The organism is Agromyces sp. GXQ0307 (assembly GCF_044769845.1).
In the GTDB taxonomy this organism is placed as follows: domain Bacteria; phylum Actinomycetota; class Actinomycetes; order Actinomycetales; family Microbacteriaceae; genus Agromyces.
Window position 1 is genome coordinate 830,211 of the sequence record NZ_JBIZVY010000003.1, and the last position, 13,296, is coordinate 843,506.

Annotated in this window: 14 protein-coding genes; 6 read left to right on the plus strand and 8 right to left on the minus strand. The window is 71.2% G+C overall.

Translation table 11 applies throughout. The annotated features are described in order from the left end of the window. Positions 1-30 precede the first annotated feature (30 nt). Positions 31-615 carry an RNA polymerase sigma factor gene (locus ACIQH8_RS13880; protein WP_400999577.1) on the minus strand — a complete coding sequence of 195 codons (585 nt, stop codon included), beginning with the start codon at positions 613-615 and terminating at the stop codon, positions 31-33. Between the two features lie 137 nt (positions 616-752). Between ACIQH8_RS13880 and ACIQH8_RS13885 the strand changes: the two genes are divergently transcribed. Continuing rightward, positions 753-1,046 carry an antibiotic biosynthesis monooxygenase gene (locus ACIQH8_RS13885; RefSeq protein WP_400999579.1) on the plus strand — a complete coding sequence of 98 codons (294 nt, stop codon included), beginning with the start codon at positions 753-755 and terminating at the stop codon, positions 1,044-1,046. 4 nt (positions 1,047-1,050) lie between these two features. Here the strand turns inward: ACIQH8_RS13885 and ACIQH8_RS13890 are convergent, their stop codons facing one another. After that, positions 1,051-1,629 carry a dienelactone hydrolase family protein gene (locus tag ACIQH8_RS13890; RefSeq protein ID WP_400999581.1) on the minus strand — a complete coding sequence of 193 codons (579 nt, stop codon included), beginning with the start codon at positions 1,627-1,629 and terminating at the stop codon, positions 1,051-1,053. 69 nt (positions 1,630-1,698) lie between these two features. On the opposite strand from ACIQH8_RS13890, the gene ACIQH8_RS13895 reads away from it, so the two are divergent. Beyond that, positions 1,699-2,289, plus strand: coding sequence for an ArsR/SmtB family transcription factor (locus ACIQH8_RS13895; RefSeq protein ID WP_400999583.1), 591 nt, complete (start codon positions 1,699-1,701; stop codon positions 2,287-2,289). A gap of 37 nt (positions 2,290-2,326) precedes the next feature. Here ACIQH8_RS13895 and ACIQH8_RS13900 read toward each other — a convergent pair whose 3' ends face one another. Together ACIQH8_RS13900 and ychF are read right to left on the minus strand one after the other, a co-directional pair. Next, on the minus strand, positions 2,327-2,866 hold the full coding sequence (locus ACIQH8_RS13900; protein ID WP_400999585.1) for a hypothetical protein: 540 nt from the start codon (positions 2,864-2,866) through the stop codon (positions 2,327-2,329). 367 nt (positions 2,867-3,233) lie between these two features. Beyond that, on the minus strand, positions 3,234-4,307 hold the full coding sequence (gene ychF, locus ACIQH8_RS13905) for a redox-regulated ATPase YchF (protein WP_400999587.1): 1,074 nt from the start codon (positions 4,305-4,307) through the stop codon (positions 3,234-3,236). A 145-nt stretch (positions 4,308-4,452) separates the two neighbouring features. Between ychF and ACIQH8_RS13910 the strand changes: the two genes are divergently transcribed. Continuing rightward, complete coding sequence (locus ACIQH8_RS13910) at positions 4,453-5,139, plus strand: hypothetical protein (protein ID WP_400999589.1); 687 nt, start codon at positions 4,453-4,455, stop codon at positions 5,137-5,139. 28 nt (positions 5,140-5,167) lie between these two features. Here the strand turns inward: ACIQH8_RS13910 and ACIQH8_RS13915 are convergent, their stop codons facing one another. Beyond that, entirely contained in the window at positions 5,168-6,151 is a 984-nt protein-coding gene (locus tag ACIQH8_RS13915; RefSeq protein WP_400999591.1) for a DMT family transporter, read from the minus strand. A 177-nt stretch (positions 6,152-6,328) separates the two neighbouring features. On the opposite strand from ACIQH8_RS13915, the gene ACIQH8_RS13920 reads away from it, so the two are divergent. Then, positions 6,329-7,582, plus strand: a complete 1,254-nt coding sequence (locus ACIQH8_RS13920) for a hypothetical protein (RefSeq protein ID WP_400999593.1) — start codon at positions 6,329-6,331, stop codon at positions 7,580-7,582. Between the two features lie 66 nt (positions 7,583-7,648). Here ACIQH8_RS13920 and ACIQH8_RS13925 read toward each other — a convergent pair whose 3' ends face one another. Then, positions 7,649-8,440, minus strand: a complete 792-nt coding sequence (locus ACIQH8_RS13925; RefSeq protein ID WP_400999595.1) for a class I SAM-dependent methyltransferase — start codon at positions 8,438-8,440, stop codon at positions 7,649-7,651. 127 nt (positions 8,441-8,567) lie between these two features. On the opposite strand from ACIQH8_RS13925, the gene ACIQH8_RS13930 reads away from it, so the two are divergent. Beyond that, entirely contained in the window at positions 8,568-9,185 is a 618-nt protein-coding gene (locus ACIQH8_RS13930; RefSeq protein ID WP_400999597.1) for an exonuclease domain-containing protein, read from the plus strand. A gap of 84 nt (positions 9,186-9,269) precedes the next feature. Next, entirely contained in the window at positions 9,270-10,766 is a 1,497-nt protein-coding gene (locus tag ACIQH8_RS13935; RefSeq protein WP_400999599.1) for a DNA recombination protein RmuC, read from the plus strand. Between the two features lie 24 nt (positions 10,767-10,790). Here the strand turns inward: ACIQH8_RS13935 and ACIQH8_RS13940 are convergent, their stop codons facing one another. Next, positions 10,791-12,161: an MFS transporter gene (locus tag ACIQH8_RS13940; protein ID WP_400999601.1), complete on the minus strand. Its 1,371-nt coding sequence runs from the start codon at positions 12,159-12,161 to the stop codon at positions 10,791-10,793. A 95-nt stretch (positions 12,162-12,256) separates the two neighbouring features. Continuing rightward, positions 12,257-13,258 carry a class II fructose-bisphosphatase gene (gene glpX, locus ACIQH8_RS13945; protein ID WP_400999603.1) on the minus strand — a complete coding sequence of 334 codons (1,002 nt, stop codon included), beginning with the start codon at positions 13,256-13,258 and terminating at the stop codon, positions 12,257-12,259. Between the last annotated feature and the right edge of the window lie 38 nt (positions 13,259-13,296).

A 13,296-nucleotide genomic window follows, 5' to 3' on the forward strand; every position in this document is an offset into this window, starting at 1 on the left:
TGTGTCCCGCGTCCGCGGAACCTTGCAGTCTCAGAACGTCGTGCGCTCGCCCCACGCCTCGCGGAGTCGCTTCCTGGCGCGTGAGAGCGCGGCATCCGCCCCCGATCGCGAGATGCCGAGCACCGCGGCGAGCGCCTCGCCGTCGAGGCCTTCCCAGGCGTGGAGCAGGATGATGCGCCGGTCGCGTTCGCCGATGCTCTGCAGCGCCCCGCGGAGCTCCGCGTCGAAGAGGGCGCTGAGCTCGGGATCGTCGCCGACACGTGAGCTGCCCGCGTCGGGCACGTGCTCGACGGGGAGGTCGACGACCTTGCGGCGGTGGTTGGCGAGCGTGAACCCGGCAGTGCGGTACAGCCACGGCAGTACCGCCTCACGCGGCACGTCGGCGCGGCGGCGCCAGGCGGTCGCGAACACGTCGGCGGCGAGGTCTTCGGCGTCCTGCCTGGGCCCGCGCCGGGCGAAGTACTTCACCAGTGCGCTCGAGTGCTCGTGCACGACGTCGGTGAACCAGGCGAGGTCATCGCCTCGCTCCGGCCCAGCGGGCGGCTCGGCTGCATCGGGCATCGCCACCTCCCGGGTCGTGTCGGCGTCTGCGGCGTCGGTGCTGGCGATCCTCACGCCCTGTCTGTGTCGCGACTGGTGCGAGTCTTGCACGCGACGCCGAGGATCGGCACTGCCGGACCGCGCGCGACCGGCGTAGCCTCTGGACGGCGCCTCCGTCGGCGCAGATCTCGAGCAGGAGAAGGCGGTACGACATGCCCATCAAGGTGATCATCGAGATGCAGGCCCAGCCGGGTCGGCGGGACGACCTCAAGCGCCTGCTCGACGACCTCGTCGCGACTCGTGGAACCGATCGACGCGGGTTCATCGGCAGCACCCGCTACGAGGTGCTCGACGACCCCGACTTGCTCGTCGAGATGGCGGACTGGGACTCGGTCGAGGCGCGAATGGAGCATCTCGAGGAAGCGATGGCGACGAATGCCTTCGGCCCGCTGACCGAGCTCATGGCGGCGCCGTTCCGGGTGACCGTGGTCCGCGCACTCGAATGACCTCTCAGGCGGGCACCTGAGCGGCGAGGAAGGCCCGTACGCGCTCCATGAGCAGGGCGGATGCCTCGGGGTCGTACGCGTCGAGCGAGGAGTCGGCGAAGAGGTGCTGGTCGCCGGGGTAGAGGAACAGCTCGGCGTCCGACGTGGAGGCGACGAGTTCGCGGGCCGCAGGCAGGTCCTCATCGAAGAACTCGTCGCCCTCCTTGCCGTGGATCTGGACCGGCACGCCCTCCGGCCACGCCTCCCCGAACTCGGAGACGGGGATGCACGAGTACAGGAGCAGGGCGCCGCGGGCGCCCGGTCGCGTCTGCGCGAGCCCTTGGGCGATCATCACACCGAACGAGAGACCGGCGTAGACGAGCCCCTCGCCGAGCTCGTCGGCTGCGGCGCTGCCGAGCTCCCAGAAGACGTCGAAGCCCGTCTCCCGCACGAACGCGGATCCCTCGTCGATGCTTCCGAACGTGCGGCCGCCGAACAGGTCGGGCGTGTGCACCGTGTGGCCGTCGCGTCGCAGCTCGTCGGCGAAGGCACGCACCCCGTCGGTCAGGCCCTGGATGTGGTGGTACAGCAGTACTTCGGCCATGCGTCAGCCGTCCCCTCGACTCATTGATCGACTATTCCCGAACATTCCGCGATGCTAGTCTGATCGACCATGGCCGACAACCCCCCTGACTACGAGCTCGCGGATCGGATCGTACTGACCCAGCCGTCGCAGGTGCAGGCGATCGGCCACCCGCTCCGCACGACGATCCTGCAGCTCCTCCACGAACGGGCCGCCACAGTCACCGAGCTCGCGGCCGCCGTCGGGCGCCCGAAGAGCACGGTCGCTCATCACGTCGATGTGCTGGTCAGCAACGGACTGCTCCACGTCGTCCGCACCCGGAAGGTGCGGGCGATCGAGGAGCGCTTCTACGGCCGAACGGCGCGCATGTTCACCATCGCGCTCGAGCACCCGTCGGGCAACCATGCGGCGACGGGCGACTTCAACGACTTCGAGGTGGCGGCGCGCGAATCCGCGACCGCGTTCGAGCAGGGTCGGCTCCGGGGATTCATCCGCCACGCGCGGATCTCAGACGAGCAGGCGTCGGAGTTCTGGGGACGGATGGCCGAGCTGGTCGATGAATTCGACCGGATGCCGCGTGCGGGCGACACCACGTACGGATTCGCCATCGGGATCTACCCCACGGACCATCCGAGGCTGCCGCCTGCGCCGGGATCGCCTTCCGGTCGGGTCACACGTTGAAGCGGAACTCCACCACGTTACGTCAGAGCTAGGCATCTCACGCAGCAGGTGTGCGCGCCTGGGGAACTCGCGAGAGCACCTCAGGCAGCCGCATGAGGTCGTCCCCTCCGGCAACGCTTCCTTGGATGCTGACCAGCGCAATAAGGCGCACCTTCTCCCCCGCCTTGGCGGCCGCTTCCATCTTGTGGTGCCCGTCCAGTAGGAAGTGCGTCAGTCCCCAATGCGCGTAGTAGTCCGTCGACTCGTCATCCGTCGCAGGCTGGCAGACATCAAGGGTCGAGAGCGCGACCGCCGTCGGCGTGACACCTCCAGCCATGAGATCGGCGTAGTGCTCCACCCGCTCACGGTCATTCCAGCGGGGAGGAACCATCGGAACCACGAACTCGTACAGGTGCTCGTCAGAGGCCACCGCGGTCTCAAAGGTCCGGTAGTAGAAGGTGCGCGGGTTCTCGGGCAGACCCCAGAAGCTGTCCACTCCCCAGGTCGCTACCTGCTCGTGAGTGAAGTAGTCGCGCTCGTCATGCGGCGCTACGAGCTCCGGGTTGACCTCAAGGAGCAGAGGCAGGTAGTCGCCCATAGGGATGAGACCCGCGAAAGCCTCTACAACCGCTTCCGGGACGTCAGATACGCCTCGCTCGAGTCGCTCCACGGGCGGAACCGCCGAGGACAGCGTGCCGTTCGCTCCTTCCTGTCGCTCGAATAGGAACGGGCACGTGCCGCACCAGAGGCTCAGCTCGAAAGCAGGCTGACCCGACATGTAGAGATACCGGGCCGACAACGAGGACTCTGAGTCAGCACGCCCGAACCGCAACGGCGCTCGGTCTTCAGGAACCCCAATGCGGCGCGGCGGCAAGGCTGAGAGCAACACGGGATAACGCTAGGGCCCAGACACCGTGCGCACCATCGAGATCTCGCCACGCATCAGATGCAAGAGCGCAACGCGACTAAACGTTGAAGCGGAACTCCACCACGTCGCCGTCCTGCATGACGTAGTCCTTGCCCTCCATGCGGGCCTTTCCCTTCGCGCGGGCCTCGGCGACCGAACCGGTCTCGACGAGGTCGTCGAAGGAGATGACCTCGGCTTTGATGAAGCCCTTCTCGAAGTCGGTGTGGATCACGCCGGCCGCCTGCGGGGCCTTCCAGCCCTTGCGGATCGTCCAGGCGCGCGACTCCTTCGGGCCGGCGGTGAGGTAGGTCTGCAGGCCGAGCGTGTCGAAGCCGACGCGCGCGAGCTGGTCGAGGCCCGATTCCTCCTGCCCGGTCGAGGCGAGCAGCTCCGCGGCATCCTCCGGGTCGAGGTCGATCAGTTCCGACTCGATCTTGGCGTCGAGGAAGACCGCCTCCGCGGGAGCGACGAGTGCGGCGAGTTCCGCCTTGCGGGCGGCATCCGTCAGCACGGCCTCGTCGACGTTGAAGACGTAGATGAAGGGCTTCGCCGTGAGCAGGCCGAGCTCGGCGATCGGTGCGAGGTCGACCTTCGAGGCCGAGAGGGGCGTGCCTCTCTGGAGTTCCTCCTGCGCCTCCTTCGCCGCGGCGAGCACCGACGGGTCGAGCTTCCTGCCCTTGACCTCCTTCTCGTAGCGCGTGATGGCGCGCTCGAGCGTCTCGAGGTCGGCGAGGATCAGCTCGGCGTTGATCGTCTCCATGTCGTTCTTCGGGTCGACCCTGCCGTCGACGTGCACGACGTCGGAGTCCTCGAAGCCGCGGACCACCTGCGCGATGGCGTCGGCCTCGCGGATGTTCGCGAGGAACTTGTTGCCGAGTCCCTCGCCCTCGGACGCGCCCTTCACGATGCCCGCGATGTCGACGAACGACACGGCCGCGGGCAGGATGCGCTCGGAGCCGAAGATGCCAGCGAGCGTCTCGAGGCGGGGGTCGGGCAGGTTCACCACGCCGATGTTCGGCTCGATCGTCGCGAACGGGTAGTTCGCCGCGAGCACCGTGTTCTTGGTGAGGGCGTTGAAGAGGGTCGACTTGCCGACGTTCGGGAGTCCGACGATTCCGATGGTGAGTGCCACGGGCGACCAGTCTACCGGCGGCGAGACCGGCGCCGACGCGCGGGCCGTTGCGCTCCCGCGCCGGTCGTTGCGCATTCGTGACGTCCGGCAGCGCGCCCCGAGGCATCCGCTGCCCCATGCTGTAGCCATGCGGATGTCTCGTCACATGCCACTCGTCGGGATCGCGCTCGCGGTCGCCGCCGTGCTCGCCGCGTGCGCGCCGACCTCGACGGCCACGCCATCCGCGGCACCCTCGACGGGAGCGACCACGCCCACCCCGTCCCCCGACACGAGTCCGGTCGCCGTGGCGCTCGTGGTCGACGGCGGGGGGTTCGAGATCGTCGACTCGACGGGCGCCGTGACGTTCGCGCACGCATGGGCCGATGAGGCCGACCCGGCGGTCGACGCACTCACGGAGGCCTTCGGCGCCGAGCCGACCACGTCGTTCGAGGACAACACGAACACGCACTTCGCCGATTACGACGTGTACTCGTGGCCCGGGTTGGCCTTCGGAGACGCCGTCGGACTGTCGAAGCCTCGAGCGGAGTACTTCCTTCCCTCATGGGTTCGCGTCGAGACGGCGGCCGTCGGCGAGGTCGCGGTCCGGTCCCGCAGCGGCGTCGGCGTCGGCTCGAGCGTCCAGGAGGTCGCGGCGCTGGACCCCGTGGTCCGCGAGCAGGTCGACGCGGCGACGCCGGCCGTGTATCGCGTCGATGCGGTCGACGCGTCGCTCGGACTCGATCAGCTCTCGCCGCCCGCCGAGCCGGTCGCCATGGTCGGACTCGTCGCCGACGCGGCCGACCTGACGATCGTCAAGCTCGCGGCACCCGAACTCTCGTGGTCGCCGTTCTGACGGTTCGGACGCCATCGCGGTCGCGGTCCTAGGACGGCCTGACGACCGGGCCGGTCGACGGCCCGCCGACCGGCCCGGTCGGAGGCGCATCGATCGGTCCCGTGGCCGCACCGAGCGCAGGCTCGACCGGTGCGTCCGCGAGGCGCGGTCGCCTCACGCGCACCGTCAGGTACACGCCCACGAGCACGACCGCGCCGCCGACGATCGCGGCCGGGTCGATGGGGCGGCCGAGCAGCAGGGCGATGATCACCGTGAAGACCGGCAGCAGGTTGAGGAAGACCCCGGCGCGTGCGGGCCCGACGCTCGCCGAGCCGGCATTCCAGAGCGCGTAGCCCGCGACGGACGGCAGCAGGACGATGTAGGCGACGGCGAGCGTGCCGCCGAGATCGGATGGCGCGGCGACCCCGGTCACGGCGATCACCGGCAGCATCGTGACCGTGGCGAACACGGCCTGCAGCGCGGTCGCCGTGATCGGCGGCGTCGTCAGGCGCCGGGCGATGATCGAGTAGACGGTCCACGCGACCACGGCGCCGAGCACCAGGAGGTCGCCGAGCCCGAAGCCCTGCGCGAAGGCCGCGGTCGGGTCGCCGCCGGTGAGCACCACCGCGACGCCGACGAACGCCAGCACGATACCGAGGCCCTGCGTCCGCGACATCCGCTCGCCAAGCACGACCGCTGCGGCGAGCGCGATCGTCGCCGGGTTGATGGCGCTGATGACGGATGCCGTCACCGAGCCGGTCATGCCGATGCCCGCGTAGAGGAGCAGCGCGTACCCGGTCAGGCCGAACACCGACTGCACGAGGTGCCAGCGCCACTCGCGTGCGGCGGCGCGCCAGTCGGGCCGCTCCGCGATCCACGCGACGACGAGCAGCGGGACGGCCGCGAGCGACCACCGCCAGAACGTCAGTGAGACCGGATCGACCTGCTCGGAGATGATCGCCGAGAACACGAAGTTCCCCGCCCAGAAGAGGTTGGCGAGGGAGAGCAGGAGGAACGCGCGGCGACGTGGCACCGGGGAATGCTACGGCCTCGGAGGCTGTGCGGACGCCGGGAGGACGCGAACCGGGTCGTCGAGGTTCGGTGCACGCCCTGAGGCGGGCGGGGAACGCGCTGCGTAGTGTCGCTCCGCGGGCGCCCACTCGGGTGCCCCGATGTCTGTACGGCGACCATGCCGTCGAAGGGGGAACGGATGCCGCAGGATGGGCGCGTCGTCGCAGAGGGGGCCGCAGCGGCGCACCTGCAGGCGGAGCTCACGCCGATCGTGACGGTCGGGTCGATCGCGACCCTGACGGTCCGGCTCGCGAGGGCGGATGCCGCAGCCGCGACGAGCTCGGAATCGTCGGCGCGTCCCGTCGGCGACGGCAGCAGCACCGTCACCGTCACCGTCGTGCCGCGGGGCCTGCGATTCCTCGTCGGCGGGCGGCGCAGTCGGCAGGTCCGGCTCTCCGCGACGGCACCCGCCGAGATCCGATTCCCGATGCTCGCCGTCGACCGCGGTCCCGCCGAGGTGACCGTGCTGGTGCGCGGCGACGGCGAACTGCCGCTCGCGACGGCTCGACTGACGAGCGAGGTCGTGACGTCCGACGACCACGACCAGGCCGGACTGGTCCGGGCGACGGTGCGCATCGGCACCGCGGACCCGCTGATCGCCGCTCGCCCGACGCTGCGCGTCGACGAGGAACACGCCCGGGGCCGTTCGATCCTCCATCTCGCGCTCCGCGTCGGACCCGAGGTGCACCGGTTCCGCGTCCGGCTCGCCGACAAGTCCCGCCTCGTGCACGACGTGCGAACCTCGCTCGCCCGGGCCAAGGAGGTCGGCGCGGAACTGTCCGCCGCCGACCGTGCGGCCGCCGTCGAGCGGGCGCTCAGGGAGGTCGGCGCCCGCCTCGCCGATCGGGTGCTCGACCGGCGCGCCCGCGACCTGCTCTGGTCCCGTCGTGCCGATCTCGACGGACTCGTCCTCCAGACCACCGGCGAGGTCGAACTGCCGTGGGAACTGCTCGTCGTCCGCCGCCCCGGCGCGGCGCCGACGGACGCGGACCCGTTCCTCGGTCAGCTCGGCCTCACCCGTTGGCTCTACGACGTCTCGCCACCGGCATCCGTGCGGTTGTCGACGACGGATGCCCCGGCGCAGCGCGCGGCGACGAGGGTCGCCTCGGCGTCCGTCGTCGCCCTCGGCTCGGGCTGGATCGGGGCCGCGGACGGCGGCGCCGCCGCCGCGATGCGCAACGGAGCGGGGGTGGTCGTCGAGTGCGGCGGCAGCGGCGGCCGGAGCGCGCTGTCGGAGACGTTCCTGGCGGCTTTCTCGGCGGAACTGGCGGGCGGGTCGCCGGTGGACCACGCTTCCCGGCTGGCCAGGGAGGCGGCCCGGGCGGCGGGCGAGGCGTGCGCGCTCGCGTACGCGGTCTACGGCCACCCCGACGCGCGGGCGCTCGCGGCCTGAGCACGCGGGCGCCGACGGACGACGCTCGGACGGACGGCCGGGACCGCGGCCCTCGAAGGTCGTACCTCAGCCTCGGACGGCACGGAAGCAGTGCGTCACGTACGGGATCGCGAGCTCGTCGGCGCCGGCGACATCCGGGTGCGTGACGAGGAGCGTCTCGATGGCGGCGATCATCGCCCGTTGCTCGTCGGGCGGCGCGGTGATCCACCGGCTGCGCGACCGGACCAGGTCGAGGAACCTCGCTCGCGACATCCGCTGGACCCACTCGACCCGTTGCGATCCGACCGCGCCGAACGGCCCCCCGATGCGCACCGTGGAGGCGAAGGACGCCGACGGGTCGTCCTGCTCGTGCATGATCGCCCCGGCCGCCCTCAGCCAGTCCGGGCTCTCGTCGCGCCGGTTCCAGGCGAGACCGAGCATGCCGCCGCGGCGGAGCACGCGCGCGATCTCGGGCACGGCGCGCTCGCGCAGGAACCAGTGCCACGCCTGGCCCACGACGACCGCGTCGAACGAGGCGTCCGCGACGGGCAGGTCCTCGGCGGTGCCGAGGATGCGGGGCACGCCCGGCACCCTGATCTCGAGCTCGTCCAGCATCTCTTCGACGGGGTCGACCGCGACCACCTCCCGATCGAGCGCGACGAGCGCCTCCGTCAGTCGACCGGTGCCCGCGCCGAGATCGAGCACGCGGCCGGCGTCGCCGACCAGCCATTCCACGGCCTCGAGGGGGTAGCCGGGCCGGGCCGATCCGTAGACGGATGCCACGGCGCCGAACGATCGCGCCGCCCGACGGGTGTCGGGGTCGGCCGGGTCCACGACGAGCCCGCCACGCACGTGCGCCGTGTCGTCCTCGCCAGCCATCGCCCACCCCCGGATGCCGCCCACCCGACATTCCACGCCCTGCGGGCACGCACGTCAATGCCGTGGTGCTCGCGGCGCGCCGATCGGGCCGTCGGAACGCGTCGGCGGCGCGTGCGAGGATGCCCGCGTGCCCGTCAGCTTCACCGCGATCGACTTCGAGACCGCCAACCCGTCCGCCGCCTCGGCCTGCTCGATCGGACTCGTGAAGGTGGTCGACGGCCGCGTCGTCGAGCGCGAGCACCGCTATATCCGTCCGCCGTTCCCGTACGGCGACTTCTCGCCCTGGAACATCCGGATCCACGGCATCACGCCCGAGATGGTCGAACGCGCAGGCGGGTGGGAGACGCACCTGCCCCTCCTCCGCGAGTTCGCGGGCGACGACTGGCTCGTGGCCCACAACGCCGGGTTCGACATGGGGGTGATCCGGGCGACCTCCGAGGCGATCGGCCTGCCGGTGCCCGACTTCCGGTACGTGTGCAGCCTCCAGATCGCGCGGCGCACCTACCACCTCGAGTCGTACCGGCTGACCTCCGCCGCGGCGGCGGCGGGATTCGACGACTTCGCCCACCACGACGCACTGGCCGACGCCGAGGCCTGTGCGGCGATCGTCGTGCACGCCGCGAAGCGGCACGAGGCGGGCGACCTCGAACGACTTGCGCACGTCACGCGGGTCCGCGTCGGGGCGATCGGCGCGAGCGCGTCGCGGGAGCGCTCCGCCGTGCACGGGCCGATGGCGCTCCAGTAGACGGCGGCCCGCTCGCCCGGCGGCTCGCCGCCCTGCCGGGCGACCTGCCGACGGATGTCGGGGGCCGCTGCCACACTGGCCGACATGGACCTCCTCCTCCTCGTCATCGGGCTCGTCGTCGGCGGCACGCTCGGCGCCCTCGTCATGCACGTCGTCGCACAGCGTCGCCCGGTCGACGAGTCGTCCGCCATCGAGGACCCGGCGCTCGTCGAGGCACGGCACGAGCGCGCGCTGCTCGAGCAGCGCGCGGCCGCCGACGCCGAGCGAGCTCGGCTGCTCGCCGATCAGCAGGCCGTGCAGTCGGCGCTGCGCGCCGAACTCGCCGCCGCCGAGGCGGCAGCGGCGGGCCTGCGCGAGCAGGTGGAGCAGCAGGGGCAGCGTCAGCGAGAGCTCCTCGAGCAGCAGCGGCTCGACCAGGCCGAGCGGAGCGAGCGCGAGCGCCGCGAGAGTGCGGTGCTGCAGGCGCTGAGCCCCGTGCGCGAGACGCTGTCGACGATGCAGCGCAAGGTGTCCGAACTCGAGCAGCAGCGCAGCGAACAGTACGGCTCGATCGCCGAGCAGCTGAAGCGCGCGCAGCTCTCCGACGCCGAGCTCCGTGCCACGACCGAGTCCCTCGCCAGCGCCCTGCGGAACAACAGCACGCGCGGCGTCTGGGGCGAGACCCAGCTCCGCCGCGTCGTCGAGGCCGCCGGCCTCACCCAGCACGTCGACTTCGAACTGCAGACCCAGGTCACGACCGACCGGGGCCGCGGCCGCCCCGACATGGTCGTGAACCTCCCCGGCGGCAAGTACATCCCGCTCGATTCGAAGGTTCCGCTCGAGCACTACCTCGAGGCGTCGAGCATCCCCGAGACCGCCACCGGCGAAGAGGGCGCGCGACGCACGTCGCTCATCGAGAAGCACGTCAAGGCCATGCGGTCGCACATCGACGCGCTCGGCAAGAAGTCCTACTGGGAGGGCCTGGCCGCGAGCCCGGAGTTCGTGATCGCGTTCATCCCGAACGAGTCGCTGCTCTCGGCGGCGCTCGAAGCCGACGCCGGGCTGCTCAACTACGCGTTCGAACGGCGGGTCGCGCTCGCGTCCCCCGTGAACCTCTTCGCGGTCCTGAAGACGATCGACTACGCGTGGCAGCAGCAGGCGGTCTCCGACGAGGCGAAGAAGCTGTTCGACCTCGGCACCACGCTCTACCAGCGGATCGGCGTGCTCGCGGGCCACGCCGACTCGTTGCGCAAGGCCATCGAGCGCACCGTCGACAGCTACAACAAGTTCGCCAGTTCGCTCGAGTCGCGCGTGCTCGTGACCGCTCGCCAGTTCCCGGGCATCAACGAGACCAAGCTCTCGCTCGTCGAGGAGCCGACGCCGATCCACGAGTCCCCTCGGCGCCTGTCGGCGCCCGAGCTGACCGACGGCGACCCGTTCGATGCCGGCGCGACGAATGCACCGACGACCGACGCGGCCGGCAGCGGTACCGACGCGACCGACCATGAAGCGGGTGCGACCGACGAGTTCGTGCTCGAGATCGACGACGACTTCGACGGCGCCGACCTCGACGAGCACATCCGTCGCTCGGCGTCCTCCTGACCCGGGCGGCCGCTCGCGGCGCGGTCAGGGCGCCTGCTCGGGCTCCGGCGGCGCGTGATGCTCGTCGACCGGCGGTGCGAACCCCGCGGCCGCCTCGGCACCCGTCGTCTGGGTGGCATCCATCGGCCCGTCGTCGAGGGGGTGCGCGAGTTCGTCCTGTCCGAGTCGCGCCGTCGCGAGCGTCACGATCGCGAGGAGCGGCGGCACCACGCCCGCGATGAGGAATGCGGGGGCGAGGCCCAGCCACTCGCCGACGGGCCCGGCGATCGCCATCGACAACGGCATGAGCGCGAGCGAGACGAAGAAGTCGAGGCTCGACACGCGCCCGAGCATCGCCGGCGGCACGCGCCGCTGCAACAGCGTGCCCCAGACGACCTGGGCCGCGTCGAACAGGAACCCGACCACGAACGTCGCGACGACCATCACCCAGAGCCAGGGCGTCACGCCGATCACGGCGAGCGGCAGGCAGCCGAATCCCCACGCGAGGATCATCAGCGTCAGGTAGCGCCGCGGCAGCCGGAAGGACGACACCAGCAACGACCCGACCGCGCCGCCGATGCCGAACGACGCCAGCACCAGCGCGAACTCCCCCGCACCACCACCGGTCTGGTCGCGCACCGCGAACGGGATCAGCACCTCGATCGGGCCGATCACGACGAGCACCAGCAGGATCGAGAACGCCAGGGTCGCGAAGAGCCACCTCGTGCGCAGCAGGTAGGCGAAGCCGTCGCGCAGGTCGACCGCCATCTGCCGCAACGGGTGCGCCTCGGATGCCTCGAGTTCGCGCCGCAGCGGCGTCGTCTGCATGACCGCGAGGGCGACGATCGCGACCACCTGCAGCCCGCCGACGACGACGAACGCGAGCCACGGCGCCTGCATCGCGATGAGCAGGCTCGCGAGCGCCGGTCCCGCGGCGTTCTGCGCCACGGGTCGGAGCACGCCCTCCACGCCGTTGGCCGCGAGCAACTGCCCGGCGGGCAGCAGCGCCGGCAGCCAGGCCGAGTACGCCGGATAGAAGAACCCGTCGGCGACGCCGAGGACGAAGGAGAGCATCGCGAGATGCCACACCTCGATGACCCCGAACGCGGCGAGCAGGCCCGCCACCGTGAAGACCACGGCTCGCGCCGACTCGATGACGAGGAGGATCCGCCGCTGCGGCACGCGATCGGCGACGACGCCGCCGACGAGCACCGCCAGCACGAGGCCGAGGCTCGCCCCGACGGCCACGATCGACAGGTCGATCGGTGTTCCGCCGAGTTCGATGACCTGCCAGGCGGCGGCGACGATCCACGCCCCCGCCGAGAGCAGCGATGCGGCGAGCGCCACCACCAGCCGTCGGTACTGGGCCGAGGAGAACGGCCGCAGCGCCCGCGGCATCCGGGTCTCGGAGGTCACCCGACCAGTCTGCGGCACCGCGCCGGAATCGGACAGGCCCGTCCGCTCACGGCAGTGCGGCGGGCGATGCGATCATCGCGACCGCGACCGAGAGGTCAGCGGTCGGCGTCGTCGAGCCACTTCTCCACGAGGTGATCGGCGACGATGCGACGGATCGTGCCCGACTTGCCGCGCAGCACGATCGACTCGGTGCGGATGATCGGGCCCTTCTTGCGGACGCCGTCGACGAGCTCGCCGTCGGTCACGCCGGTGGCGACGAAGAAGGTGTTGTCGCTGCGCACGAGGTCGTCGAGCTCGTACACCTGGTCGCAGTCCAGGCCCGCGGCCTCGCCGCGCGCTCGCTCCTCGTCGTCCTTCGGGGCGAGGCGGCCCTGCATGAACCCGCCGAGCGCCTTGATCGCGCACGCGGTCGTGATGCCCTCGGGGCTGCCGCCGATGCCGACGCACATGTCGATCCGAGACTCGTATCGGGCCGCGTTGATGCCGCCGGCCACGTCGCCGTCGGAGATGAGGCGCGTGCCCGCACCGGCCTCGCGGATCTCCGCGATGAGCTGCTCGTGCCGCGGACGGTTCAGGACCGCGACGCGCAGCTCGCCCACCTCCTTGCCCTTCGCCTTCGCCAGCGCCCGAAGGTTCTCGCCGATCGGCTTGCGGATGTCGACGACGCCGAAGCCCGAGGCATCCGTCACGATCTTGTCCATGTAGAAGACGGATGACGCGTCGAGCATCGTGCCGCGGTCGGCGACGGCGATGACCGAGAGCGCGTTCTGGCGGCCGGCTGCCGTGAGCGACGTCCCGTCGATCGGGTCGACGGCGATGTCGCACGCCGGACCGCGCCCGTTGCCGACCTTCTCGCCGTTGAAGAGCATGGGCGCCTCGTCCTTCTCGCCCTCGCCGATGACCACGACGCCGTCGAAGTTGACCGTGCCGAGGAAGGCGCGCATCGCGTCGACCGCCGCCCCATCGGCGGCGAGCTTGTCGCCACGACCGATCCACGGGTACGAGCGGATGGCGGCCGCCTCGGTCGCCCGGACCAGCTCGAGCGCGATGTTGCGGTCGGGGTGCAGGTACAGGCTGTCGTGTTCGCTGCTCGCCATCGAGGGGTCCTCCTGGTTCGTGGGCGCTGCGCCCGCGT

Bases quoted from the DNA above. Each gene is read 5' to 3' on its own strand.
- ACIQH8_RS13935 (WP_400999599.1), top strand. From the start codon at position 9,270: ATGGACCTCCTCCTCCTCGTCATCGGGCTCGTCGTCGGCGGCACGCTC.
- ACIQH8_RS13895 (WP_400999583.1), top strand. From the start codon at position 1,699: ATGGCCGACAACCCCCCTGACTACGAGCTCGCGGATCGGATCGTACTG.
- glpX (WP_400999603.1), bottom strand. From the start codon at position 13,258: ATGGCGAGCAGCGAACACGACAGCCTGTACCTGCACCCCGACCGCAAC.
- ACIQH8_RS13910 (WP_400999589.1), top strand. From the start codon at position 4,453: ATGCCACTCGTCGGGATCGCGCTCGCGGTCGCCGCCGTGCTCGCCGCG.
- ACIQH8_RS13920 (WP_400999593.1), top strand. From the start codon at position 6,329: ATGCCGCAGGATGGGCGCGTCGTCGCAGAGGGGGCCGCAGCGGCGCAC.
- ACIQH8_RS13900 (WP_400999585.1), bottom strand. From the start codon at position 2,866: ATGGGCGACTACCTGCCTCTGCTCCTTGAGGTCAACCCGGAGCTCGTA.
- ACIQH8_RS13890 (WP_400999581.1), bottom strand. From the start codon at position 1,629: ATGGCCGAAGTACTGCTGTACCACCACATCCAGGGCCTGACCGACGGG.
- ACIQH8_RS13925 (WP_400999595.1), bottom strand. From the start codon at position 8,440: ATGGCTGGCGAGGACGACACGGCGCACGTGCGTGGCGGGCTCGTCGTG.
- ACIQH8_RS13885 (WP_400999579.1), top strand. From the start codon at position 753: ATGCCCATCAAGGTGATCATCGAGATGCAGGCCCAGCCGGGTCGGCGG.